Annotated in this window: 21 protein-coding genes, 3 tRNA genes and 1 pseudogene; 16 read left to right on the forward strand and 9 right to left on the reverse strand. The window is 70.1% G+C overall.

The features are described 5' to 3' along the window. Positions 1-3 precede the first annotated feature (3 nt). From ABFX50_RS22735 to ABFX50_RS22755, 5 genes are read left to right on the forward strand one after another with little or no spacing between them, the layout of a single operon-like run. The gene (locus ABFX50_RS22735) at positions 4-810 is read left to right on the forward strand and encodes a carbohydrate ABC transporter permease (protein WP_346149345.1); all 807 of its coding nucleotides are present in this window, start codon (positions 4-6) and stop codon (positions 808-810) included. A 10-nt stretch (positions 811-820) separates the two neighbouring features. Beyond that, positions 821-2,137: an ABC transporter substrate-binding protein gene (locus ABFX50_RS22740; protein WP_346149347.1), complete on the forward strand. Its 1,317-nt coding sequence runs from the start codon at positions 821-823 to the stop codon at positions 2,135-2,137. Then, a complete protein-coding gene (locus tag ABFX50_RS22745) occupies positions 2,134-3,678 on the forward strand; it encodes an alkaline phosphatase D family protein (protein WP_346149349.1) in 1,545 nt (514 codons plus the stop codon). The genes ABFX50_RS22740 and ABFX50_RS22745 overlap by 4 nt, the downstream gene beginning before the upstream one ends. Positions 3,679-3,689: 11 nt before the next feature. After that, positions 3,690-5,633, forward strand: a complete 1,944-nt coding sequence (locus tag ABFX50_RS22750; protein WP_346149351.1) for an NPCBM/NEW2 domain-containing protein — start codon at positions 3,690-3,692, stop codon at positions 5,631-5,633. Between the two features lie 13 nt (positions 5,634-5,646). Further along, positions 5,647-7,257 (forward strand): beta-N-acetylhexosaminidase, encoded by a 1,611-nt coding sequence (locus ABFX50_RS22755; RefSeq protein WP_346149353.1) that lies wholly within the window; start codon positions 5,647-5,649, stop codon positions 7,255-7,257. 124 nt (positions 7,258-7,381) lie between these two features. Here ABFX50_RS22755 and ABFX50_RS22760 read toward each other — a convergent pair. After that, positions 7,382-7,453, reverse strand: a tRNA-Val gene (locus ABFX50_RS22760). A gap of 15 nt (positions 7,454-7,468) precedes the next feature. Beyond that, positions 7,469-7,540, reverse strand: a tRNA-Gly gene (locus tag ABFX50_RS22765). Between the two features lie 131 nt (positions 7,541-7,671). Between ABFX50_RS22765 and ABFX50_RS22770 the strand changes: the two genes are divergently transcribed. Then, complete coding sequence (locus tag ABFX50_RS22770; protein ID WP_346149355.1) at positions 7,672-8,370, forward strand: DsbA family oxidoreductase; 699 nt, start codon at positions 7,672-7,674, stop codon at positions 8,368-8,370. A gap of 124 nt (positions 8,371-8,494) precedes the next feature. On the opposite strand, the gene ABFX50_RS22775 is transcribed toward ABFX50_RS22770, so the two are convergent. Further along, positions 8,495-9,064, reverse strand: a complete 570-nt coding sequence (locus tag ABFX50_RS22775; protein ID WP_346149357.1) for a CGNR zinc finger domain-containing protein — start codon at positions 9,062-9,064, stop codon at positions 8,495-8,497. Positions 9,065-9,137: 73 nt separating this feature from the next. On the opposite strand from ABFX50_RS22775, the gene ABFX50_RS22780 reads away from it, so the two are divergent. Further along, entirely contained in the window at positions 9,138-9,896 is a 759-nt protein-coding gene (locus tag ABFX50_RS22780) for a class I SAM-dependent methyltransferase (protein ID WP_346149359.1), read from the forward strand. A gap of 162 nt (positions 9,897-10,058) precedes the next feature. Next, a complete protein-coding gene (gene hutH / locus ABFX50_RS22785) occupies positions 10,059-11,609 on the forward strand; it encodes a histidine ammonia-lyase (RefSeq protein WP_346149361.1) in 1,551 nt (516 codons plus the stop codon). A gap of 165 nt (positions 11,610-11,774) precedes the next feature. On the opposite strand, the gene ABFX50_RS22790 is transcribed toward hutH, so the two are convergent. Beyond that, positions 11,775-12,977, reverse strand: coding sequence for a Rid family hydrolase (locus ABFX50_RS22790; protein WP_346149363.1), 1,203 nt, complete (start codon positions 12,975-12,977; stop codon positions 11,775-11,777). A gap of 21 nt (positions 12,978-12,998) precedes the next feature. On the opposite strand from ABFX50_RS22790, the gene ABFX50_RS22795 reads away from it, so the two are divergent. The 3 genes from ABFX50_RS22795 to ABFX50_RS22805 are packed head-to-tail and all read left to right on the forward strand — an operon-like array spanning position 12,999 to position 15,698. Next, complete coding sequence (locus ABFX50_RS22795) at positions 12,999-13,868, forward strand: LysR family transcriptional regulator (RefSeq protein WP_346149365.1); 870 nt, start codon at positions 12,999-13,001, stop codon at positions 13,866-13,868. A 4-nt stretch (positions 13,869-13,872) separates the two neighbouring features. Continuing rightward, positions 13,873-14,868, forward strand: coding sequence for a chorismate-binding protein (locus tag ABFX50_RS22800; RefSeq protein ID WP_346149367.1), 996 nt, complete (start codon positions 13,873-13,875; stop codon positions 14,866-14,868). Continuing rightward, positions 14,865-15,698, forward strand: coding sequence for an aminotransferase class IV (locus tag ABFX50_RS22805; protein WP_346149369.1), 834 nt, complete (start codon positions 14,865-14,867; stop codon positions 15,696-15,698). The genes ABFX50_RS22800 and ABFX50_RS22805 overlap by 4 nt, the downstream gene beginning before the upstream one ends. Positions 15,699-15,881: 183 nt before the next feature. Here the strand turns inward: ABFX50_RS22805 and ABFX50_RS22810 are convergent, their stop codons facing one another. Next, entirely contained in the window at positions 15,882-17,306 is a 1,425-nt protein-coding gene (locus ABFX50_RS22810) for an LVIVD repeat-containing protein (protein ID WP_346149371.1), read from the reverse strand. A gap of 38 nt (positions 17,307-17,344) precedes the next feature. Here ABFX50_RS22810 and ABFX50_RS22815 point away from each other — a divergent pair, with 38 nt between their 5' ends. Beyond that, on the forward strand, positions 17,345-17,980 hold the full coding sequence (locus ABFX50_RS22815; protein WP_346149373.1) for a DUF305 domain-containing protein: 636 nt from the start codon (positions 17,345-17,347) through the stop codon (positions 17,978-17,980). Positions 17,981-18,067: 87 nt separating this feature from the next. Here the strand turns inward: ABFX50_RS22815 and ABFX50_RS22820 are convergent, their stop codons facing one another. Continuing rightward, entirely contained in the window at positions 18,068-18,484 is a 417-nt protein-coding gene (locus ABFX50_RS22820) for an SsgA family sporulation/cell division regulator (RefSeq protein ID WP_183659751.1), read from the reverse strand. Between the two features lie 469 nt (positions 18,485-18,953). Between ABFX50_RS22820 and ABFX50_RS22825 the strand changes: the two genes are divergently transcribed. Then, positions 18,954-19,028: transfer RNA gene (locus ABFX50_RS22825), tRNA-Val, on the forward strand. 65 nt (positions 19,029-19,093) lie between these two features. Here ABFX50_RS22825 and ABFX50_RS22830 read toward each other — a convergent pair. Next, entirely contained in the window at positions 19,094-19,543 is a 450-nt protein-coding gene (locus ABFX50_RS22830) for a tyrosine-type recombinase/integrase (protein ID WP_346149375.1), read from the reverse strand. A gap of 218 nt (positions 19,544-19,761) precedes the next feature. Here ABFX50_RS22830 and ABFX50_RS22835 point away from each other — a divergent pair, with 218 nt between their 5' ends. Then, the gene (locus tag ABFX50_RS22835) at positions 19,762-20,055 is read left to right on the forward strand and encodes a site-specific integrase (RefSeq protein ID WP_346149377.1); all 294 of its coding nucleotides are present in this window, start codon (positions 19,762-19,764) and stop codon (positions 20,053-20,055) included. Positions 20,056-20,125: 70 nt separating this feature from the next. On the opposite strand, the gene ABFX50_RS22840 is transcribed toward ABFX50_RS22835, so the two are convergent. Next, positions 20,126-20,692, reverse strand: coding sequence for a hypothetical protein (locus tag ABFX50_RS22840; RefSeq protein ID WP_346149379.1), 567 nt, complete (start codon positions 20,690-20,692; stop codon positions 20,126-20,128). A 14-nt stretch (positions 20,693-20,706) separates the two neighbouring features. On the opposite strand from ABFX50_RS22840, the pseudogene ABFX50_RS51355 reads away from it, so the two are divergent. Continuing rightward, positions 20,707-20,865 (forward strand): annotated as a pseudogene (locus tag ABFX50_RS51355) (tyrosine-type recombinase/integrase); the annotation flags it as partial. Positions 20,866-21,045: 180 nt separating this feature from the next. Here ABFX50_RS51355 and ABFX50_RS22845 read toward each other — a convergent pair. Then, a complete protein-coding gene (locus tag ABFX50_RS22845; protein ID WP_346149381.1) occupies positions 21,046-21,537 on the reverse strand; it encodes an SRPBCC family protein in 492 nt (163 codons plus the stop codon). A gap of 388 nt (positions 21,538-21,925) precedes the next feature. On the opposite strand from ABFX50_RS22845, the gene ABFX50_RS22850 reads away from it, so the two are divergent. Then, the gene (locus ABFX50_RS22850; protein ID WP_346149383.1) at positions 21,926-22,534 is read left to right on the forward strand and encodes a TetR/AcrR family transcriptional regulator; all 609 of its coding nucleotides are present in this window, start codon (positions 21,926-21,928) and stop codon (positions 22,532-22,534) included. The last annotated feature ends 160 nt before the right edge of the window (positions 22,535-22,694 follow it).

Below are 22,694 nucleotides of genomic sequence, written 5' to 3' on the forward strand. Positions count from 1 at the left end.
GCCATGAAGCGATTCCTTCTCTACGCCGCCCTGCTGACCGGCGCCTTCGTCTCGGTCTTCCCCTACCTGCTCGTCGTGCTCACCGCCTTCAAGACGCAGGGGCAGCTCAACTCCACCGACCCGTGGCTGCCCGGTCTGCCGCCGACCCTGGCCAACATCACCAGGCTGCTCGGCGGCGACTTCCCCCGCTACCTCGGCAACACCGTGCTGATGACCGCCGCGCTGACGATCGGCCAGCTCGTCTTCACCACGTTCGCCGCCTACGCCTTCGCCAGGCTGCGCTTCCGCGGCAGGGACGCGCTGTTCTGGCTGTACGTGGCGACCATGATGGTGCCCAGCGCGGTGACCATGATCCCGCTGTTCCTCATCATGCGCGAGCTCGACGTCATCAACACCTGGTACGGCCTGCTCGCGCCGTACATCCTCGGCACGCCGTACGGGATCTTCCTGATGCGGCAGTTCTTCCGCGCTCTGCCCGGCGGCCTCGAAGAGGCGGCCAGGATCGACGGGGCGGGGCCGATGACGATCCTGGTGCGCATCCTGCTGCCGCTGTGCAGGCCCGCCCTCGGCACCCTCGCGATCATCACGGTGATCTCGTCGTGGAACAGCTTCCTGTGGCCCCTGATCATCACCAGCGGCGACGGCACCAAGGTCATGACCGTGGCGCTAGCCGGCCTCAAGGTCGGCATCGGCGTCGACTACAACCTCATGATGGCCGGCGGCCTCATCGCCCTGGTCCCCATGATCGCCATCTTCGTCTTCTTCCAGCGCTACATCGTCCGGTCGGTGGTCCTCACCGGTCTGAAGTGAAAGGCGAATCATGATCACCCCCCGATTCCGCATGGCGGGAGCGCTGCTCGGCGCCGCCATGCTCACCCTGACCGCCTGCGGCTCCGGAGACTCGGGCGGAGGCGAGAGCGACAAGGTCGCGCTCACCTACCGCATCTGGGACGAGCAGCAGAGGGTCGGCTACGACAAGATCATGGCGGCCTTCGAGAAGGCCAATCCGACCATCGACGTCACCATCGAGGTCCTGCCATGGGACCAGTACTGGACCAAGCTGACCGCCGACGCGGTCGCGGGCACCGCGCCCGACCTGTTCTGGATGAACACCGGCCAGTTCCCCGAGTACGTCACCAAGGGCGTGCTCGCCGACCTGTCCCCGCTCAAGCTCGACACCGCCGCCTACGACAAGAACGTCGTCGAGTCCTACACCCATGAGGGCAAGCTGTACGGCGTCCCCAAGGACCTGGGCATCGTCGGCCTGCTGTACAACAAGGACCTGTTCGAGCGCGCGGGCGTCGAGATGCCCGAGACCCTCACCTGGAAGGCCGACGGCAGCGGCACCTTCCTCGACCTGGCCCGCAAGCTCACCGTGGACGAGGGCGGCAAGCATCCGGGCGAGGACGGCTTCGACCCCACCAAGGTCAAGACGTACGGCTTCGCCTCGTGGAACCACTACCAGACCCAGTGGATGAACTGGGTCGTCTCCAACGGCGGCAAGCTGCTCGACAAGCCCTTCGGCGCCTACGCCTTCAACGACGCCGCCTCTGTCCAGGCCCTGCAGTTCGGGGTGGACCTGGTCAACAAGCACCACGTCTCGCCGCCGGCCACCAGGACCAACCCGCCGACGGGCAAGGCCACGGAGATGTTCCAGGCCGGCGAGGTGGCGATGTTCCCCGCCAACAACGCGCTGCTCCCGTTCGTGGCGCCCGAGTCCACCTTCGAGATCGGCGTCGCCATGATGCCCGAAGGCCCCGCGGGTCGCGCGGTCAACATCAACGGCCTGTCCGAGGCCGTCTACGCCAAGACCGACCACCCTGACGAGGCGATGAAGCTCGCGGCCTACCTGTCCACCAGGGAGCCGCAGAAGCTGATGGCCGACGAGGGGTTCGTCATCCCCGCCCTCGGCGGTCTCTCCCAGGGCTATGTCGACTACTGGAAGACCAAGAAGATCGACGTCGCGCCGTACCTGAAGCAGACCGAGGGCACCACCTTCAACCTGCCGGTCACCACCGGCTTCCCCGGCTTCGAACCGAAGCTCAACCAGATCTTCAACGAGATGTACCTCGGCAAGATCACCCCCCAGCAGGCCGCCGACCAGGCCGTGACCGAGGGGAACGCGACCATCAAATGATCACTCGGCGTTCGCTCCTCGCCGGGGGCCTGGGCCTCGTCGCCGCGCCGGGTGTCTCACCCGCGCGCCCGGCGGCGGCGGCCCGGCGCACCCCGCTGTCCGATCCCTTCCAGCTCGGCGTCGCCTCGGGCGAGCCCGACCCGCGCGGGGTGGTCCTGTGGACCCGCCTCGCCATGGACCCGACCGCCCTCGACGGCCTCGGCGGCATGCCGGGCCGTCCGGTGCCCGTGCGGTGGCAGGTCGCCAAGGACGAGAACTTCAGGCAGGTCGTACGGCAGGGCGCCGAGATCGCCAGGCCGGAGGCGGCGCACAGCGTGCACGTCGAGCTCGACGGCCTGGACTCGGGCGCCGAGTACTTCTACCGCTTCCGCGCGGGCGACGAGATCTCGCCCGTGGGCCGCACGCTGACCGCCCCCGCGCCCGGCGCGCGCAGCCGAGAGCTGAACCTCGCCTTCACCTCCTGCGCCGACTACCAGGTCGGCTGGTTCACCGCCTACCGCAGGATGGCCGAGGACCACCCCGACCTCGTCGCCTTCCTCGGCGACTACTTCTACGAGTACGGCGACTACAAGTACCCCGTGCGCGACCAGGCCGGGGGAGAGTGCCTCGACCTGGCCGGATACCGATTACGGCACGCCCAGCACAAGAGCGATCCCGACCTGCAGCAGGCGCACGCCATCGCGCCATGGGTGGTCGTGTGGGACGACCACGACATCGAGAACGGCTGGGCGGCGGACGTCCCCGAGCAGCCGGAGCCGCCGTTCCTGCCGCGCAGGGCCGCCGCCTTCCAGGCCTACTACGAGAACATGCCGCTGCGCAGGGCGCAGCGCCCCGACGGCCATAAGCTCCACCTCTACCGCAGCATCCGCTGGGGCGCGGTGGCCAACCTGCACCTGCTCGACACCCGGCAGTACCGCGACCTGTACGCCTGCGTGGTCCCGGCGGGAACGGTCGGCCCCGAGTGTGTGGAGCGCTTCGACGCCGACCGCACGATTCTGGGCCGAGAGCAGGAGGCCTGGCTGGAGGGCGAGCTGCGCTCGTCGTCGGCCACCTGGGACCTGTTCGGCCAGCAGGTCTTCATGATGGAGATGGACTGGGTCCTCGGCGAGCAGAGGGGCTGGTCCAACGAGGGCTGGGACGGCTACGTCGCCTCCCGCAACCGCCTGGCCGCCGCCATCGACGACCATGGCCGCAACGGCGTCGTGCTCACCGGCGACGTGCACTCGCACTGGGCGGGCGAGCTCAAGCGCGACCACCAGGACCCCGGCTCGAAGTCGGTGGCCGTCGAGCTGGTCACCACGTCGGTCAGCAGCGCGGGCGACGGCGTGGACGAGTACTGGAACACCGAGGCGCTCCTGCGGGAGAACCCGCACGTGAAGTTCTTCAACGGCCGCCGCGGCTACGTCAGGAGCCGCATCTCGCAGACCGAGATGAAGGTGGACTTCCGATCCCTGTCCCGCGTGACCGAGCCGCACGCCCCCGCCTACACCTCGGGCTCGTTCGTCATCGAGCCCGGCAGCCCGAGCCTCAACCCAGTCTGACGGGAACCCCCATGCGCACATCCGCGGCCGCCCTCGCGGCGGCTCTCCTCGGCGTGCTCGCCTTACCTCTGTCGGGCGCGCAGGCCCGTACGGCCGCGCCGCCCGCGGTCGAGGCCCCTCCGATGGGCTGGAACAGCCGCACGCTGGGCTGCTCGGTCTCCGAGACCTCGGTACGGCAGGCGGCCGACGCCATGGCCGGGCTCAGCCAGGCCGGCTACCGCTACGTGATCATCGACGACTGCTGGCTGGCCCCCCAGCGCACCTCGGGAGCGCTGGCCGCCCATCCCACGCGCTTTCCCTCCGGCATCAAGGCCCTGGCCGACCACCTGCACGGCAGGGGACTCAAGCTCGGGCTCGCCCTGTCGGCCGGCACCAAGGCGTGCGCGGGAGGCGGCCCCGGCTCCTACGGCAACGAGGCGGCGGACGGCGCGCTGCTCGCCACCTGGGGCGTCGACTACCTCAAGTACGACTGGTGCAACATCCCCACGGCCGACTTCCCCGGCAAGACCTCCCGCGACATCGCCGAGACGCTCTACCCGCGCATGCGGCAGGCGATCGGCGACTCGATGGTCTTCGCCATGAACAACGAGGACGGCAACAGCGTTCCATGGCTCTGGGGCGGTCAGCTGGCCACCACCTGGCGCACCAACGTCGTCAACCGGCCGATCGCCGACAGCTACTCCACGATGCTCGGCATCTGGGAGACCAACTCCCTGCGCGCGGACCACGCCCGCGCGGGCAGCTGGGCCGATCCCGACCTCATCCAGGCCGGCCGCGGCGGCATGACGGAGGCGGAGTACCGCAGCCAATTCACGCTCTGGGCCGTCGGCGCCGCCCCGCTGATCCTCCAGGCCGACCCTGGCAAAGCCCCGGCCTCGATCGTGGCCAACCCCAAGGTGATCGCCGTCGACCAGGACAGGCTCGGCGCGATGGGCCGCCTCGTGCAGAGCGACGGCTGGTACCACGTCATCTCCAAGCCGCTGGAGAACGGCGACCGCGCGATCGTGCTGTTCAACGAGAGCGACAGGCAGGCGACGATCTCCGTGAAGGGCAGCAGGCTGAAGCTGCCTGCCGCTCCCCGCTACCGGGTCGAGGACCTGTGGACGGGGGCCGTCTCCTCGACCACGGGTGACCTGGCCGCCTCGGTGCCCGCGCACGGCTCGGTCATGTACAGGGTCGGCCCCGGCGGGCAGAAGGACCCGTCGCTGGCGCTGTTCGAGCTGGACCCCGCGGCGGTCCTGGGCGACGACAGGCCCTCCGTCTTCGAGCCTGGCCTGGAACGGGAGGTCGTCGCCAGGGTCGTCGACGTGGGCCGCACGGGACGGCTCGGCGAGGCCAGGGTGACGCTCGCCGTACCGGAAGGGTGGCAGGCCAGGAGGACGGGCGAGGCGAGCTGGGCCGTCACCGCTCCGGCGGGAGCGCAGCAGGCGGAGCACACGCTCACCGCGACCGCCGTCCTGGCCACGCGCACCCTCGAGGCCGCGTCCGTCGCCACGGTCGCGCACGCGCCCGGCCCTGGCAGAAGCTACCTGAGCGACCTGCCGTGGCTGAGGTCCACGAGCCACTGGGGACCGGTCGAGCGGGACCAGAACGTCGGCGGGCAGGGACAGGGCGACGGCACACCGCTCACCATCGAGGGCGTCGTCCACGCCAAGGGGCTCGGCACGCACGCGCGCGCCGACATCGAGTTCTACACGGCCGGGCGCTGCACGACCGTCGAGTTCCAGGCCGGGATCGACGACAGCGCAGGGGCGGCCGGCTCGGTCGACTTCGAGGTCTGGGCGGACGGCGGGCGCGTCGCCCACTCCGGCGTGCTCACCGGAGCCCAGCCCGCCAAGAAGGTCACCGCCTCGGTCGAGGGCGCCACGTTCGTACGGCTGGTCGCGGCCAACGGCGGAGACAACGTCTTCTCCGACCACGCCGACTTCGCCGACGCCACCATCACCTGCACCTAGGAGGTCGCACTTAATGATCATTCCCAAGCCTGTCCTGTACGAGACCAGGCCGGGGCGGTTCGTCCTCGGCAGGCAGACCGCGCTCATCGCCGATCCCGCGCTGAGCGAGGTGGCCGCGTGGCTGCGCGGCGAACTCGGCGCCGTCACCGGCGGCGAGCTGCTCCCGGGAGGGCAGGGCCAGGGAGCGATCACGCTCGGACTCGGCGACCTGGCGCCGGAGGCCTACCGGCTCACGGTCGGGGCCGAGGGCGTGCGGATCGTGGCGGGCGGTCCCGCGGGGGCCTTCTACGGGGCCCAGACGCTGCGGCAGCTGCTGCCGTCCGAGGCCTTCAGGAAGGCGGGCATCGGCGGGACACTGGCGCTGCCCGCCGTGCACGTGGAGGACGAGCCGCGCTTCGGCTATCGCGGCTGCCTCCTCGACGTCGCCCGCCATTTCATGACAAAAGCGGATGTGCTGCGGTTCATCGACCTCATGGCGATGCACAAGCTCAACGTCCTGCACCTGCACCTGACAGACGACCAGGGATGGCGGCTGGAGATCAGGCGCTATCCCAGGCTCACCGAGGTGGGCGCGTGGCGCAGGGAGAGCCAGACCGGCTGGAACGGCGCCATGGACGGCCGCCCGCACGGCGGCTACTACACGCAGGACGACATCCGCGAGATCGTCGCCTACGCGGCGCGCCGTCACGTCATGGTCGTGCCCGAGATCGATCTGCCGGGCCACACCCAGGCCGCGATCGCCGCCTACCCCGAGCTCGGCAACCTCGGCGAGCCGCTCGAGGTGCGCACCACCTGGGGCGTCGGCGTCAACGTGCTGAACGTCGAGGACGCGACGATCACCTTCTTCGAGAACGTCTTCGAGGAGGTGCTCGACCTGTTCCCCAGCCCCTTCATCTGCGTGGGCGGCGACGAGTGCAGGAAAGACCAGTGGCGCGAGAGCCCCTCCGCCCAGGCCAGGATGAGCGAGCTCGGGCTGCGCGACGAGGACGCGCTCCAGAGCTGGTTCATCCACCGGTTCGACGAGTTCCTCACCGCTCGTGGCCGGCGGCTCGTCGGGTGGGACGAGATCCTGGAGGGCGGGCTGGCCCCCGGCGCCGTCGTGGCCTCCTGGCGCGGCGACCTGGGCGCCGTGGCGGCGGCCCGCGCGGGCCATGACGTGATCACCTGTCCGAGCACGTCCGTCTACCTCGACTACCGGCAGGCCCCCGGCGAGGAGGAGCCCGTCCCGTTCGGCACCGTGCTGGGCCTCGAGGACGTCTACGCCTTCGAGCCGCTGCCCAAGGAGCTGCGTGACGACCCCGCGGGCGCGCACGTCGTCGGGTCGCAGTGCGCCGTGTGGACCGAGTTGATCGACTCCAACCGGCGTGTGGACTACATGGCCTTCCCCCGCCTGTCGGCCTTCGCCGAGACCGTCTGGAGCACGCAGGAACGGGACCTCGGCGACTTCAGGGACCGGCTGGCCGCGCACCTGCCACGCCTGGCGGCCGTCGGCGTGGAGTACCGCCACGAGGACGGACCGCTGCCCTGGCAGACCAGGCCTGGCATCCCCGGCAGGCCGGAGGACCCCGAGCAGTGGCAGGCCAAGATCGACGCCTGGACGAGCAACCTCAGGCCGGCACCCTGACGGCTCCGGTGTCTTCCCTGGCCGTCGCCGGGACCGCACCGCAGGGGAAGCGTCCCTGAAAGAGTCCCTGAAAGATCCAGGAAACAGCGAACCCCCAGGTCGAGCGACCTGGGGGAACTGTGGGTGGACGATACTGGGATTGAACCAGTGACCTCTTCCGTGTCAGGGAAGCGCTCTCCCGCTGAGCTAATCGTCCTCGGGTGGCTCTCAGAGCGGAAGACGGGATTCGAACCCGCGACCCTCACCTTGGCAAGGTGATGCTCTACCACTGAGCCACTTCCGCGTTGCCGCGTGTTCGCGGCGACGTAGAGAACTGTAGCGAATCCTGGCCGAGTCCCCAAACCGTTCGAGGTAAGCCCCTTACTCGAAGGTGCATACTTACCTAGAGTTAGCTCAGTGCCTAGGGTAAGCCGTATGAGCACACTCATCGTGGACATCTGGTCCGACATCGTCTGCCCCTGGTGCTACCTGGGGAAGCGCAGGTTCGAGAGCGCGCTGGACGGGTTCGCGCGGCGTGACGCCGTACAGGTGCGCTGGCGCAGCTTCGAGCTCGATCCGCACGGGAGCAGGCGGGCGAACCTCACCCTCCCCGAGCGGCACAGACGCGACGTGGGAGGCACGCCCGAGCAGGCCAGGCAGCGCATCGGTGCGCTGAGCGACCTGGCCGCGCAGTCCGGCCTCACCTACCGGCTCGACCTGGCCAGGCCGGTCAACAGCTTCGACGCCCACCGGCTCATGCGCTACGCCGACCAGGAGGGCGTGGGGGAGCCGGTGCGCGAGCGGCTGCTGCTGGCCTACACCGGCGAGGGCGCCGTGCTCTCCGACCACGAGACCCTGGCCCGGCTCGGCGCCGAGGCCGGGCTGGACCCCGCCGCCACGCTGGCGATGCTCGGGAGCGCCGACTTCACCGAGTCGGTCAGGAAGGACGAGGCACTGGGGCGGCGGCTCGGCGTCTCGGGGGTGCCGACGTTCGTCTTCGCCGAGAAGTACGCCGTCTCGGGGGCGCAGCCGGTCGAGGTCTTCGCCGGCCTGCTCGAGCGGTCATGGCGCGAGATCGCCCCCGCCGAGCCCCTGGGCGGCGAAGGGGTCTGCACGGTCGGCGGCTCCTGCTGAGGCGGCGCCGCCCTGGGTGGCGGAGGCGTCTGTGCGGTCGGCGGCAACTGCCGACGTCGCGCCGCCCAGGGGGAGGGGCCTGTGTGTTCGCGGCCGCTGCCGGCGTCGCGCCGCCTGGCCCGCGTCAGGCGGTTTTCGTGCGGGCGCGGAAGGCGGCCGTCTTGACCCGGTTCTGGCAGGGGGTGGAGCAGAATCGGCGGGTGCCGTTGCGGGAGACGTCCACGTAGACGCGGTCGCAGTGCGGCGCCGTGCACACCCCGAGGCGATCGTGGAACTCGCTGCCCAGCACGATCGCCAGCCCCGTCGCGCAGCTGGCGGCCCAGTCTCCCGCCATCGTGCCGCCGGGGCCGTGGAAGTGCAGGTGCCATGGCTCCCCGTCGTGACGGTCGAGGCGCGGCCTGGCGCGGCTCTCGTCGAGCAGGCGGTTGACCTGCCCTGCCGCAGTGTCGACGTCACCCGAGGAGACCGCCTCGAACACCACGCGCAGCCGCTCGGCGACCTCGGCCAGCTCGCCCGCGTCGCCCTCGCCGACCTCCCGGTGGTTCGGGTAGCCGTTGCGCAGCCCCTCGGTGGCGGCGGCGGGCAGGTCGGCGGGCACGGGGAAGGGTCGCCCTCGCCGCTCACCGGGCGTGAGCGCGTTGACCAAGCCGACGGCCACCAGAACCACTCCGTCGTTGTGACTGTTGAAATCCACTTGACCGGTCACACCCTCACGTTCTACGTTGTGACTGTCGAAAGTATAGACGACGGTCACAAGGAGGCTTTCTGTGCTCACCAACGATGCCGCACTCGAATGGATCGCGCGCTGGGACCGCCAGCAGGAGGGTTACCTGCCTGACCGCGAGGAGCGCTTCACCGCCTTGATCGACGCCGTCGAGGCCTCCGGCCGTCCCGACCCGCTCGTGGTCGACCTGGGCTGCGGGCCGGGGTCGCTGTCGGCCAGGCTGCTGGAGAGGCTGCCGAAGGCCACCGTGATCGCCGTCGACGCCGACCCGCTCCTGCTCGGCCTCGGGCGCGCCGCCTATCCGCACCTGACCTTCTTCTCGCGTGACCTCCGCACGCCCGGCTGGAGCCAGGGGCTGGGCCTGGACCGTCCGGTGGACGCGGCGGTGAGCACGACCGCGCTGCACTGGATCTCCAGCCCCGAGCTGACCGCCATGTACGCCGAGGTCGCCTCGATCCTTCGTCCTGGCGGGCTGCTGCTGAACGGCGACCACTTCGAGTCCGACGACGCCACGCCGTCCATCGCGGAGTTGGAGCGGGCCGTCCACGACAAGCAGACCGCGCGCGCCTTCGCCGACGGCCTGCCGGAGGGCTGGCGGGACTGGTGGGACGCGGTCGCCGCCGACCCCGACCTGGCCGAGTTCAACGCCGCCCGCACCACCGCAGGGGCGGCACACCACGGCGCGGAGTCCCCCCTGCTGTCCATGCACGCGCAGGCGCTGACGGCGGCGGGGTTCGCCGAGGTCGGCACGCTGTGGCAGCGCGGCAACAACCGCCTGCTGTGCGCGGTCGCGAACTCCTGACCCACGGCCGTGGCGGCGCCGTTCTCTGTGGAGCGGCGCCCTCACGGCAGGGCGGCTCCTGGTGAATCCCGCCTGACGGGGGCAGGGGAGGCGGGACGACGGTGTTGTCCTGTAAGGAGCTAACATCACATACGCCGGTTACCTGAGCGAGAGAGTGGCAACATGCGCGACAACGAGGTCGTGAACGTAGGACCCGAGCCGTTGAGCTTCGGCGACGTCATCAGGGTGGCCCGACACGGCGCGCCCGTCCACCTGACCGACGACGCCATGGCGGCGATCTCCGCCGCGCGCCAGCGGATCGACGAGCTGGCCGAGAGCCCGATCCCCGCCTACGGCGTCTCGACCGGGTTCGGCGCGCTGGCCACCAGGCACATCGACCCCGCCCTGCGCGCCCAGCTCCAGCGCTCGCTGGTGCGCTCGCACGCGGCGGGCAGCGGGCCCGAGGTGGAGACAGAGGTGGTGCGCGCGCTCATGCTGCTGCGCCTGCACACCCTGGCCACCGGGCACACCGGCATCCGCCCGACGACGGCCAAGGCCATGGCAGGGCTGCTGAACGCGCACATCACCCCTGTCGTCCACGAATACGGCAGCCTGGGCTGCTCTGGAGACCTCGCACCGCTCGCGCACGTCGCCCTGACGCTGATGGGCGAAGGTGTCGTGCGGGATGGAGCGGGGAACGTCGGGCCGTCGGCCGAGGCGCTCAAGCAGGCGGGACTCGAGCCCGTCGAGCTGGCCGCCAAGGAGGGCCTGGCCCTCATCAACGGCACGGACGGCATGCTCGGCATGCTCATCCTCGCCATCGACGACCTGACCAGGCTGCTCAAGACCGCCGACATCAGCGCGGCGATGAGCGTGGAGGCGCTGCTCGGCACCGACCGCGTCTTCGCCCCCGAACTGCAGGCTTTGCGCCCCCAACCGGGCCAGGCGCTGGCCGCCTCGAACATGGTCAGGATCCTTCAGGACTCCGGCATCATGGAGAGCCACCGCGACCCCAACGCCTGCACGCGCGTCCAGGACGCCTACTCACTGCGCTGCGCGCCCCAGGTGGCGGGCGCCGCCCGTGACACCGTCGCCCACGCGGCCAACGTCGCCACCTGGGAGCTGGCCTCCGCCGTCGACAACCCGGCCGTGCTGGCCGACGGACGTGTCGAGTCCAACGGCAACTTCCACGGCGCCCCCGTCGCCTACGTCCTCGACTTCCTCGCCATCGTCGCCGCCGACGTGGCCTCGATGTCCGAGCGCAGGACCGACCGCTTCCTGGACGTGGCGCGCAACCACGGCCTGCCGGCCTTCCTCGCCGACGACCCCGGCGTCGACTCGGGACACATGATCGCCCAGTACACCCAGGCGGCCATCGTCTCGGAGATGAAGCGCCTGGCGGCCCCCGCGAGCGTCGACTCGATCCCGAGCTCGGCCATGCAGGAGGACCACGTCTCCATGGGCTGGTCGGCCGCGCGCAAGCTGCGCCGCTCGGTGGACGGCCTGACCAGGGTGCTGGCGATCGAGGTCCTCACCGCCGCCCGCGCCATCGACCTGCGAGCCCCGCTGCGCCCCGCCCCCGCGACGGGCGCGGTGGTAGGCGCCCTGAGGGAGAGCGTGGCCGGCCCCGGCCCCGACCGCTTCCTCGCCCCCGAGATCGAATCGGTGGTCCGGCTGGTCGCCGACGGCAGCGTGGTCTCCACCGTCGAGTCGGTGACAGGCCCGCTCGCCTGAGCAGGCCCGCTCGCCTGAGCAGGCCCGCTCGCCTGAGCAGGCCCGCTCGCCTGAGCAGGCCCGCTCGCCTGAGCAGGCCCGCTCGCAGGAGCAGGAGCAGGAGCAGGAGCAGGAGCAGGAGCAGGAGCAGGAGCGGGCCGCGCCACGCGGCCCGCCGCCGCCCTGTCACGGCAGGGCGACGATCAGGTCCACCTCCAGCAGCAGCCCCGGCATGAACAGCTTCGACACCTCCACGGTCGTGCTGGCAGGCGGGGTGCCTGTGAGGTACTTCCTGCGCACCGCGCCGTATTCCATGCGCATGTCCAGGTCCGTCATGTAGGTCCTGATGAAGGCGATGTCGGAGAAGTCCGCGCCCTGGTCGGCCAGGATCTTGCCGATGTTCTGGAAGACCACCTCGGCCTGCGTGGTCATGTCGCCCTCGCCGACCAGCTGTCCCCGCTCGTCGAAGGCGGCCTGTCCGGAGACGTAGAGCATGTCCCCGACCCGGACGGCGTGCGAGTACATCCCGTTGGTGGCCGCCACGCTGCCCGGGTTGACGCGCACCGCCCTGCCGCCCGCGGCATCCGAAGGGGGCGCGGCGCCGACGAAGGTGGCGATCGAGGTCACGTCGCGGTCGGCATAGCCCGCGTCCTCGGCCGCGGCCAGACGGGCGCCGGCCGCGCGGGCCATCGTCGCCCCCTCCCAGGTCCCCAGCCGCACGTCCTTCGCCGCCAGCCCCAGCGCGTACCGGGTCTCCCTCGCGGGCGCCGCCACCCGTGCGGCCAGGGCCCCGAGGGGCGTCTCCGCCAGCACCTCCGCCAATGCCTGCCTGCCGACGCCGTGCGCCTCGCCGTAGGCGAAGGTCTCGGCCAGCAGCACCTGCGCGGGCACCAGCGCGCCCATCACCGCCACCTTCATCGCCGCGCCCGCCCCGAGCGGCCCGAGCTCGCGCACCGTCCCGAAGACCGACAGAACCGGCCGGCACGCCGAGAGGTCGCCGCCCGCCAGTACCGTCAGCGTGCCTTCGGCGGCGGGGCCGACGCTGCCCAGCACCGGCGCGTCCACGAGGTTCACCGAGGACGGCAGCAGCCCCCGCAACGACAGGACGGCCTCGGGCCCGATCGTGGACATCTCCACCACCGTCGCCCCCTCCCGCAGCCCCGGCAGCGCCTGCGTCAGCACCTCCTCGACCGCGGGTCCGTCACGCAGCATGGTGATGACGACGTCCGCGTCCGCCACCGCCGCGCTGACGGGGCCGAGGCCGCGCCGCCACACCTTCACCTGGTGCCCGGCCTCCACGAGTCGCCGGGCCATGGGGACACCCATGCGTCCCTGTCCGAGAAATGCAATCACGTTCTGATTCAAGCCGGATGCGTGGCATTCCACCACCGACTAGATTGCATGACAGCCATGCTTGATACGAATGACTTGCGACTGTTCCACGAGGTCGCCCGCGAAGGATCCTTCACCGGCGCCGCCGAGTTGCTCGGCTACACACAGTCGGCGGTGTCCAGGCGCATCGCCGCCCTGGAGAGACAGGCGGGAGGGCCGCTGTTCGTGCGGCTGGCCAGAGGCGTCAGGCTCACGCCCGCGGGCGCCGCCCTGCGCAGGCACGCCGACGCCGTCCTCGACCGCCTCGGCAAGGCGGAGGAGGAGCTGGCCGCCATCCACAGAGGCGGCGGAGGGACGCTGCGGATAGGCGCGTTCGCCACCGCGAACGTGTGGCTGGTTCCCCAGGCGCTGAAGATGTTCACGGCGCGGTGGCCCGAGGTCGAGCTCCGCCTGGTCGAGGGGCTGAGCGGACGCCTGCTCGACCGGCTGGAGGCCGGAGCCCTCGACGTGGCCGTGGTCAGCGACTACCCGGCGGGCCTTCCCGCCGGGGCGGAGACGGTGCCGTTGCTGGAGGAGCGGCTGCTGGTGGCGCTCCCCCTGGGGCACAGGCTCGCCGACCGCGAGGTGATCGACCTGCGCGACCTGGCGGAGGAGACCTGGATCGAGGCGGCGCCGCCGGGTCAGACGACGATCCTGCAGGCGGCCTGCGCCCGGGCCGGGTTCACGCCGCGCGGCGGGCTGCGCGTGGCCGAGTGGACAGGGAAGTTCGGCTACGTCGCCGCGGGCCTCGGCGTGACGCTGGTTCCCGAACTCGCCGCCCGCGCCGTCCCCGACGGCCTGGTACTGCGGCCGATCTCCGAGGAGGGGCCGCGCAGGAAGGTCTACGCGGCGCTGCCCGAGGTGCCGCTGCCTTCCGCGCTCGCGTTCGTCGAACTCCTGGGACAATAGGGGCGTGCACGACAGTTTCGCCCATGTCGGTGGGCTCCTGGCCACCAGGCTCCGTGATCTCACCACCGATCTGGCCGCGCTCGACAGCGCGGGCTGGTGGGCCGTCGTGGTCGACTACGAGGGCAAGGTGACGTGCGCCCGCTTCGACGACGTACGGCCCGCGCCGCTGCCCCAGGCGGGGCCATGGATCGGGCCCGGCGCATGGCACAGCTCGCTCGACCAGGCCGCCTACGAACGAGGCGTCCAGCGCATCCGCGACTACATCGAGCAGGGCGAGGTCTACCAGGCCAACCTCTGCCGGGTGCTGTCCGCGCCGCTGCCGGCCTCGGCCGACCCGCTGGCCCTGGCGCACCGGCTCAGGCACGGCAACCCCGCCGCCTACGCCGCCGTGATCGACGTGCCGGGCACGAGCGTGGTGTCGGCCTCGCCCGAGCTCTACCTCTCACGCGACGGCGACGTGGTGGAGTCCAGGCCGATCAAGGGCACCGGCGTCACCGCCGACGACCTGCTCGACAAGGACTACGCCGAGAACGTGATGATCGTCGACCTGGTCCGCAACGACCTGGGCAGGGTCGCCGAGGTCGGCTCGGTCACCGTCCCCGCGCTCTACCACGTGGAGGACTACCCGGGCTCGGTGCACCTGGTCTCGACCGTCAGGGCCAGGCTGGCCGAGGGGATGGGATGGCCCGAGCTGTTCGCCGCCACCTTCCCTCCCGGCTCGGTCACCGGCGCCCCGAAATCTTCGGCCCTGCGCATCATCAATGAGCTCGAACCCGAGCCGCGCGGGCCGTACTGTGGGGCCGTGGGCTGGGTCGACGCCGACCGGCGCACGGCGGCGCTGGCCGTCGGGATCCGCACCTTCTGGATCACCGCAGGCGAGATCCGCTTCGGCACAGGAGCGGGCATCACCTGGGGCAGCGACCCTCGCCGCGAGTGGCGCGAGACCGAGCTGAAGGCGTCGCGGCTCATCACTTTGGCATCCTCAGGAGGAAATCGATGAACGTTCCCGTCTGGGTCAACGGGGAGCTGCTGGATCCGGCTCAGGCCACCGTCTCGGTGTTCGACCACGGACTGATGGTCGGCGACGGCGTGTTCGAGACCGTCAAGTGCGTCAGCGGCGAGTCGTTCGCGCTCACCAGGCACCTCGACAGGCTCAAGCTGTCGGCCCAGCGCATGGACCTGCCCGAGCCCGACGTCGACGCCATCGCCGACGGCGTGCGCCGCTGCCTGGCCGAGGCGCCCGCCTGGCCGCTCGGCCGCATCCGCATCACCTACACCAGCGGACCTGGCCCGCTCGGCTCCGACCGCGGCGACCAGGGCACCACCGCGATCGTCATCGTCGGCGAGCAGGCAGCATTCCCGCTCACCGCGGACGTCACCGTGGTCCCGTGGCCGCGCAACGAGCGCGGCGCGCTGGCGGGGGTCAAGTCGACCTCGTACGGCGACAACGCCAAGGCGCTGGCCTTCGCCAAGGCCCGCGGCGGCGGCGAGGCCATCTTCGAGAACCTGGCGGGCAACCTCTGCGAGGGCACGGGGTCGAACATCTTCCTGGTGCAGGGCGGCAGGCTGATCACCCCGACCCTCGAGTCGGGCTGCCTGGCCGGCGTCACGCGCGCGCTGACGCTGGAGTGGTGCGGCGGCGAGGAGGTCGACGTGCCGATCTCGGCGCTCTACGAGGCCGACGAGGCCTTCCTCACCTCCACGACCAGGGACATCCAGCCGATCCGCCTGGTCGACGGCACCGTGCTGCCGTCCGCTCCCGGGCCGGTCACCGCCAAGGCTCAGGAGATCTTCGCCGCCCGCGCGGCCGCCGACGTCGACCCGCGCTAGAGATCGTTCACGGGGCCGGGCGCCGGCGGATCCTCACGGGCGATGTGACGGCGGCCCGCCCGCGCGCCCGAGCGGCGTCGAGCGGGCAGGCGGGTGTGGTGACCACGGGGGAGCTCAGGGAGGCCTGCCGTACGGGCGGGGCCTCCCGCGGCCCTGAGGCCGCGGTCACCACCGCCCCTGCGGTCAGTAGGCCTTCTGGGTCTGCACGTTGAAGTCGGCCATCCGCACCGACTTGGCCGGGTCGGTCAGCGGGTCGGTGATCTCGATGACGTCCAGGCCGCGCAGCATGTCGCTGGAGTAGATGTAGCCGTTGTAGTAGTACGCCGACCACGAGCCGGCGATCACCCCGTCCTGCGGCTCGGGACCGCGCTCGAAGAAGCCGATCTCCTTCGGCGCCTCGGAGTCGGTGAAGTCCCAGATCGACACCCCGCCCTGGTACCACCCCTGGACCATGATGTCCTTGCCCTTGACCGGGATCAGCGAGCCGTTGTGCGCGACGCAGTTCTCCGCGGGCGTCTGCTCGCGGGGCATCTTGAAGTACCCGCGCCGCTCCAGCTTGCCGTCCACGATGTCGTAGACGGCGTTGGCGCCCTTCGTCACGGGGGTCTTGGCGTCGCAGGTCGGCATCCCGCCGCCGCCGAGCTCGTCGCCGAAGACCACCTTTGTGGCGTCGTTGTTGAACGTCGCCGAGTGCCAGATCTGGAAGTTCTCCCTGTCCTTGATCTGCTGGAGCACCTTCGGCTGCACGGGGTCGGAGATGTCGAGCAGCACCCCGTCGCCGAAGCAGGCGGCCGCGGCCAGGTTCTTCTCCGGGTAGGCGGTGATGTCGTGGCAGCCGGCCGCGAACGAGTCTCCGCCCTGCCCCTCGGGGAAGATGTTGGGCGAGGCGACCACCTTGGCCTGCTTCGGGTCCTTCACCGGCACCTCGACGATCTGGATCAGCTCGTGCGGCGAGCGGCAGGTCGGGGAGCCGGAGTCGGGGCCCGCCGAGCCGGGCGAGGAGACGTAGATGTAGAGGGTGTCGGGGTTCTTGCCCGGCACCATCGTGTGCGTGTGCGAGCCGCATTCGGTCGCCACCGAGCTCACGTACTTCGGCGCGCTCTTGTCGCTGATGTCGAAGACCCGGATGCCTTCCCACGGCCTGACGCCCTCGCCGGTCTCCATGCGGAGCGGCTTGGACTGGCAGGTCTCGTCCGAGCGCGGCTCGTCCACGGACAGGAACAGCAGGTTGCCGTAGACCGAGACGTCGTTCTGCTGCGATTCGCAGGCGACCGTGCTGACCGTCTTCGGCTTGGTCGGGTCGCTGATGTCGTAGACGGTAAAACCGCCGAAGTTGCCGACGAACACGTAGTCGCCCTGGAAGGCCAGGTCGGAGTTCAGGTTCGAGTCGCCGTCGAGCGGCGCCTCACGCGGCATGTTCGCGACCAGCTTGACGTTGTCGCTGGTCATCACGTCGCCGGGCGCGGCGGTGGCCGACGGGGAGGCCGAGGTCGCCGGGGGTGGTGAGGAGGCGGCCGCCTGCGGGGACTGCGAGGGCGGTGGAGACGACGCGCACGCCGACAACACCAGCGCCAATGCCGCCACGCCACCCAGCCTGGAAAAGATCACATGCGCCCCCTTCGGAATTATGGCCCAGTATGGAAGCTATGTCAGCCAAGGTCCAAGCGGGCGCAGTTGTCGTCACGGTTATCGTGACGCTCGCGGGATGCTCGGCTCCGTCCGCCGGGCCCTCGCCCGTGGGCTGGGGCCCGCCGGTGATCGTCCCGGGCGCGCCGGGAGAGGCGGGCCGTACGGCCAGGCCGGGGGAGAGCCTGCCGGCCAGGGACTGGACGGCCGTGGCGGCGGACGTGCGCTTCGCCGAGGGCATGATCCCCCACCACCGGCAGGCGTTGGAGATGGCGGGGCTGGTCGACTCGCGCACCACCACCAAGGGCGTGCGCGACGTGGCGCGGCAGATCACGCTCACCCAGCAGCCGGAGATCTCGTTGATGTCCGACTGGCTGAGCGGCCTCGGCAGAGCGGCGCCCGGCCACGACTCGCACGGCGCCGACGGCTACGGCATGGCCTCGCTGGAGGAGATGAACAGGCTGCGCGCGGCGCGCGGCCCCGCCTTCGACCGGCTCTTCCTGCAGCTGATGATCAGACATCACGAGGGCGCCAGGCGTATGGCGAGCGAGGAGCTGAAAGGCGGCCAGGACCAGAGGATGCGACTGATGGCCGACGACGTCTACACGGGCCAGGGCATCGAGATCGCGCGCATGAAGGAGATCCTGACCCCGTAGATCACAATGCCCATGCCGGGGGCGGCATGGGCATCGTGGAGCGCCTTGGGGGTGTGGGCTCTCCAGGCTTTCAGAGGGCGGAGGAGGTCAGGACGGCCAGAGCATGTTGGTCAGCTCGGCGTCCAGATCCATGAAATCGGTCTCCCGGCCTGCGGGCACGAGATCATACGTGCGGTGCAGGAACTCGGTGAGAGGAGCCAGCGGGACTTCGAAGAGCGCCTGTCCGAACGGTGACGTCAGGCTGATGTGAAGCGTGCGCTCGCCGTCGGCGCGTGCGGGCCAAACCTGCACGTCGCCGTCGCCGACACGCCTCACGATGCCAACTGTCAGCAGTTCTCGGGCGAAGATCCACTCGACCGGTTCGTCGTTCCCTACGTGGAAGGCCATGCGTATGGCGTACGGGTCGTCGGCTGTGTAGCTCAGTCCGGCGAGCAGGGGGACGGTGGTACGGTCGGGGACCACAAGCCGAAGGCCAAGCTCGGCGGAGACGGTGGTGCTGTTCATCGTCAGCCAAACCTTTTCGTCGTACGGTCCCCTCTTCGGGGCTTTCACTGCTCTGACGGACTTCGTCCTGAGCTATGACGCGGAACGAAGAAACCTGTAGGAAAGATTCCGCCTCCAGGCCCTTCTGTAACGCAACTCACAGCTGGACATTTGGGCATCTACCTGGCTAAACATCATCAACTGGGCGATGTTTGCGAGGGTTTTGCGCGGTGCTGGCGTCGTCCCGGCGCGCCCCGCCACGACCTTTCGGGCGATCGAGGCCTTCCGGAACAGCTCGATGGTATGCCAACGAGCCACCATGCTGACGGGCAACCGGCCCCATTGCCCCGAAACCCGCCCAGCGCCGCCCTCCATGCCGCTGCTGAGGGCGTCGTGGAGCGTCGCCGGGCGTCACGGGGCTTCGCTTCGCGAGTGGGCCGGAAGTGCGGTATGGTTTTCCCCGTCGGCGCCGCAAGGAGCCGGACAGGGCGGGCGATTAGCTCAGGGGGAGAGCGCTTCGTTCACACCGAAGAGGTCACTGGTTCGATCCCAGTATCGCCCACCAGCTCAAAGGCCGCTTTCCGTTTCGGAAAGCGGCCTTTTTGATCTTCCGAGTGACTAGCTGAGTGACTATGCCTCAGAGGGGAAGATCCGGTCCATTGCCTGGGCTCCCTCCAGCATCACCGGTCTGAGCTGCTTGCGGTAGACGGTCTCCGTGACGGTCGTGTTGAAGTGGCCGACCAGGCGGGAGATGCTCTCCAGCGGCACACCCTCATCGGAGAGCAGCGAGACGAAGCTGTGCCGCATCTCGCGCGGAGTCCACTCCGCCTCGTTGAGCCCCGCCTTCTTCGTGATCGCCTTGAAGGCCCTGCGCACGTTGCCCGCGTCTAACTCGGTTCCGAAGCGGGTGCAGAAGACCAGGTCGTTGTCCTGCCACCGGTCTCCGGTCCTCTCGCGTATGGCCTGCTGTCGGGTGAGGTGCAGGGCGAGCGCGTCGACGCAGCGCTTGGGCAGCGCGAGCGTGCGCCGTGACCTCCTTGTCTTGGTGTCGCCGCCTGAGCGCACGGAGTGCCACACCATGATCGATGGGGGAGCGGGCGGGGAGGCGTGAGGCTTGCCGGCGTCCGCTGGTTCTCTACCGAGGTGAAGTCCCGCTCGTTCAAGCTCTCCGCCGAGATGAAGGACGGCAAGGTCACCGACACCGTACGGCGGATCCCCTGAGCGGCCTGATCACAGCCGCCGGCGACATCTGCCCGCACACCGGCCGCGCCCGCCTCGGCTACGACCGCGCCCGCGTCGTGCTCGACACCTACACCGGGGACGACCTGCACCAACTGCGCCACTCCGCCGCCACCCGCCTCGGCGAGGCCGAAGTGCCGCTGCAGCTCATCACGGGCAAGACCCGGCACAAGAACCCCCGCACCGCCATGCGCCACGTCAAACCCGGCGCCAACTGGACCACCACCCCGCCCAGCGCATCCTGGCCTACCTCACCGAGCCGTCAGACTGCGGGGCGGTTCCATGCCTGGCCATCCGGCGCGTGGTTGGCTTTCCCCAGGCGGAAGGCCGTCCCGAGTTCGGCGATTGCTTAGCGGGAACTTCCGGCCGGATATGACCAGGACCCGTCAGCGGACGCACTCCGGCCGAGCGTTGGGGGCCCTGTTAACAATTGAGGGCGGCGGTGGTCTGGGGCCGGCCCGAGGCGGGGTCCAAAGCTACGGGGAACGTTCGCCCGTCGGCCACCCGGATCTCAACCGAACTCGGCCCCGTCCACTTGACCGAGTCGAAGGCGTCGTCGGAGTCGTCGTCGTTGAAGCAGCCGAGATCCCACTCTCTGCTGAGCAACCCGCCGTCCCTACGGACGCTGAGCCACATCACCGCGTCCGGCCCGAGACCCGCCATCGACTGCTGGAGCCGGATCCTGTACGGGTCCGGTCCGTCGACGAAGCCAACCTCCTCGGCTGAGGAGAACATAAGGGCGACCCACCCCCCGAACAGCGCGACACTCGCACCCAGCCCGGCAAGGACGATGACCACGACGCGTAGCCACATCCACCGCAGCCCAACGGCGGCCAACGCCATCAGGAGGCAGGCCAGCACACCGAGCGCGAACGGATGGTTCAGATGTTCCCTCAAGACCACCAGATCGGAGTCGTAGAAGTACACCAGTGCTGCGAAGCCGCCCGCACAGAGCGAGGCGGCCAGCAGGACGAGTGAGCGAGGAGGCATCGCAGATCCCATCGGTGAGGCGCCACCGAGATCATGACATCCCCGCAGCCACCCAGCTGTGCCCGCACAGCCTGCGCCACAACTTCGCCACCCTGGCCCTGGACGCCGGCGCCGGGCTGCGCGACGTCCAGGACGCGATGGGCCACGCCGACCCGCGCACCACCCGCCGCTACGACCGCTCCCGCCACCAGCTGGACCGCCACCCCACCAGCGCATCCTGGCCTACTGCGGTATCGAGCCCTGCCGACCTATGCGGAGCGGTGCCAGCGCCTACTGGGGTGACGTGTCCCACCGCGGTCCGCATCCGATGTGGCGGCCAAGGTTGGCCACGAGCTTTGATGATGCCTGTTCTTTCAGGCTGGCAGGCCCCTTGGGTTGGCGTCAGCGACGAAGCCGAGAACGATGTTGTGCTCCAGCAGCGCCTTGAGGGCGCTGATCAGGAATGTGAAGCCGCCGGTGGAGTCGGTTACGTAGTGGACGAGCTCGTCGCCCGTGCCGGTGAACCCGGTTTCGGTGACTTGGACGTAGGTGGTGTCGTCGGGCATGGGGATGAAACGGAACTCGACTGTGGTGGGGTTGTCGGGAGTGTAGTTGGCCCAGGTGAAACGGATCCGACTGTTTTCGTCCACCTCTGCAACCGAGGCTTGAGTCGACGCCCCGTACATTTCCCATTCCCAGGTCAGCTTGGCGCCGGGGGACATCTTCCCGCTGCTTTTGGTGTACCAGATCTTGCTCGTGACAGCGGGGTCCACGATGGCCTGGAACACCTCGCGGGCGGGGCGGCGGATGAGCATGCCGACCTTCACCGAGGGAATCGTGGTGAGCTCGAGCGTGTGTGCGGACATGCGTTGGTTCTCCTTTCGCGGTCCGGCGGTAAGGGGCTCGCCAGTCTCCAGCAGGGGCTTGAGGCTGGCCGGCGTCCGCGTGACGCGCCGTGACCTCGCAGATCCAGCGCGGTTAGCCGGGCAGCGCCGCGCAGGCCGAGGCGGAGGAAGTCCCACGTGTGCGCGGTCAACGCGCCGCCGTGCACAGGAGCACCGGCGATTCTGTTCCACCCCACTCGACCCCGGGAGAAGTGGATCTCGGGGGGCGGGCGCCGGATCGTGACGCCCAGTGCCGCCGCCAGCCCGGTCATCGCCGGAATCGTGAAGTGTCCCTGCACGCGCCACCATCCTTACCTTGAGTACCCAAGGTAAGAGGCATTGCCTTGACTAGTCAAGGTAAGGTGGGCGCGTGGCCACCCGAGTACGACGCCAGCCCGATGACGCCAAGCGGCTGATCCTCGAGGCGGCGAGCAAGCTGCTCGCCGCGGGCGGCCCAGCCGCCGTGCAGGTGCGCGCCGTCGCCGCAGAGGTCGGTGTGTCCGACGCCGCGGTCAACCACCACTTCGGCACGCGTGAACGACTACTGGAGTCGCTGCTGCGGTTCGGCGGGGCCAAACTGAAGGCCGAACTGCACACCGTGCTGGGCGCGTGGGCTGACGGTCCGATCGATCCCGCCGAGCTGGTGCGCACGTTGTCCGCGCTGTACGCGGGCGGTTACGCCGAACTGGCGCTCGCGCTGCACCGTTCCGGCTGGCGGGACACCGGCAGCGGAATGCTCGATGAGGTGGTGGACCGGCTGCACGCCCAGGCGCGGCAGCACTGCGCGGCCACCGGGCGAACGCCGCCGTCACGCGAGGCGATCCAGCTGACCGTGTGTGCACTGCACCAAGCCGTCGCGACGGAGCCGCTGTTCGGCGACGAATTCCGCCGGAGCGTCGGACTGGACGACACCGCCCGGGCTCCTCTGCTCGACTGGTGGATCGAGACCCTGCGCGCGACTGTCGCCGGACAGGGCTGAAAGTTGTTGCAGAAACCCGCGGTGGCGGGGAACGGGCTTAGCGTACGTTCCGCTGCACTCCGACCCCCGAATCTACGAGGTGCCGACCTCCTGCGGGGGACACCCGACAGGACGCACCGAACGCCACTGCGCCGGGTTCGGCTTGCCACGTTGCCGCAGT

Origin of the sequence: Nonomuraea recticatena (assembly GCF_039533245.1) — a bacterium.
In the GTDB taxonomy this organism is placed as follows: Bacteria; Actinomycetota; Actinomycetes; order Streptosporangiales; family Streptosporangiaceae; genus Nonomuraea; species Nonomuraea roseola.

Bases quoted from the DNA above. Each gene is read 5' to 3' on its own strand.
- hutH (WP_346149361.1), top strand. From the start codon at position 10,059: ATGCGCGACAACGAGGTCGTGAACGTAGGACCCGAGCCGTTGAGCTTC.
- ABFX50_RS22755 (WP_346149353.1), top strand. From the start codon at position 5,647: ATGATCATTCCCAAGCCTGTCCTGTACGAGACCAGGCCGGGGCGGTTC.
- ABFX50_RS22805 (WP_346149369.1), top strand. From the start codon at position 14,865: ATGAACGTTCCCGTCTGGGTCAACGGGGAGCTGCTGGATCCGGCTCAG.
- ABFX50_RS22745 (WP_346149349.1), top strand. From the start codon at position 2,134: ATGATCACTCGGCGTTCGCTCCTCGCCGGGGGCCTGGGCCTCGTCGCC.
- ABFX50_RS22830 (WP_346149375.1), bottom strand. From the start codon at position 19,543: ATGGTGTGGCACTCCGTGCGCTCAGGCGGCGACACCAAGACAAGGAGG.
- ABFX50_RS22740 (WP_346149347.1), top strand. From the start codon at position 821: ATGATCACCCCCCGATTCCGCATGGCGGGAGCGCTGCTCGGCGCCGCC.
- ABFX50_RS22770 (WP_346149355.1), top strand. From the start codon at position 7,672: ATGAGCACACTCATCGTGGACATCTGGTCCGACATCGTCTGCCCCTGG.
- ABFX50_RS22840 (WP_346149379.1), bottom strand. From the start codon at position 20,692: ATGCCTCCTCGCTCACTCGTCCTGCTGGCCGCCTCGCTCTGTGCGGGC.
- ABFX50_RS22735 (WP_346149345.1), top strand. From the start codon at position 4: ATGAAGCGATTCCTTCTCTACGCCGCCCTGCTGACCGGCGCCTTCGTC.
- ABFX50_RS22795 (WP_346149365.1), top strand. From the start codon at position 12,999: ATGCTTGATACGAATGACTTGCGACTGTTCCACGAGGTCGCCCGCGAA.
- ABFX50_RS22845 (WP_346149381.1), bottom strand. From the start codon at position 21,537: ATGTCCGCACACACGCTCGAGCTCACCACGATTCCCTCGGTGAAGGTC.
- ABFX50_RS22815 (WP_346149373.1), top strand. From the start codon at position 17,345: ATGTCAGCCAAGGTCCAAGCGGGCGCAGTTGTCGTCACGGTTATCGTG.
- ABFX50_RS22820 (WP_183659751.1), bottom strand. From the start codon at position 18,484: ATGAACAGCACCACCGTCTCCGCCGAGCTTGGCCTTCGGCTTGTGGTC.
- ABFX50_RS22750 (WP_346149351.1), top strand. From the start codon at position 3,690: ATGCGCACATCCGCGGCCGCCCTCGCGGCGGCTCTCCTCGGCGTGCTC.